We start from the raw sequence: 912 nt of genomic DNA, 5'->3' as shown, positions 1-912 counted from the left end.
TTTTAAATGGCAACCAAAGAGTGAAACGCCACTCATATTGCTCGGTAATCGTGATGAGTTTTATCAGCGACCGACAGACCAAGCATTTAAATGGGATAACGGCATTTGCGCTGGCAAAGATAAACTCGCAGGAGGAACTTGGCTGGGTATCACAGCAAATCAACGATTATGCACGGTTACTAACTTTCGAGAAGTTCCGAGTTCAAGCGGCGAAAAATCAAGGGGCTTAATCCCAAACGAGTTTTTGTTAAGCGAAGTCAGCGCTCAAGAATACGCTACGCACCTTGCACAAAGCTCTGAAGATTACACCGGATTCAATGCCCTGATCTTCGATGGTACTGAACTTGTATACACGAGTAATCGAGACACGCAAAACTTTCGCATACTTGATGCTGGTATCTATGGTCTGAGTAATCACCTACTCGACACACCTTGGCCAAAAGTAATCAAAGCCAAAGGCGAATTTAAAAAGTGCATCGACGATTCACCAGAGCCAAACACAGATCAAAAAAATGCCTTATTTGCGTTAATGCAGGATCAAACTCAAGCGCCTGAAAATGAACTTCCTAATACTGGACTGGGGGTTCAAAGTGAGAAATTGCTTTCGAGTATTTTCATTCGGAGTAAAGAGTATGGCACGCGCACAAGCTCACTTGTGCGCATTCATCAAAACAAAATTTCGTTAATCGAACGCAGTTATGACACGACTTTCAACTCAGAGAACAGCCAAGACTTGCCCTATACCGAAGTGGAAATAAATCTCTAAGGCGTAGTAAAGAACACGAACCCGGATTAGACCAAGAGAGATCACTATGCATATGCTCATCAAACTCAAGCAAAAATACTTACTAGGCTTTCTCTTTATTTCTTCCTTTCTATGGATAAACCATTCTTCTGCAGAAGAACAAAGCG

At 42.3% G+C, this 912-nt stretch carries 1 protein-coding gene; it reads left to right on the top strand.

Annotated features, from left to right (window positions below; genetic code table 11):
* Positions 1 to 766: NRDE family protein (locus A3738_RS04890; RefSeq protein WP_068763405.1), on the top strand; the 766-nt coding region annotated here is incomplete at its 5' end.
* Positions 767 to 912: the final 146 nt, after the last annotated feature.

It is taken from the genome of Oleiphilus sp. HI0066, assembly GCF_001635725.1.
The sequence above is the reverse complement of the archived record's forward strand: the minus strand, read 5'-3'. Positions and strand labels throughout refer to the sequence as shown.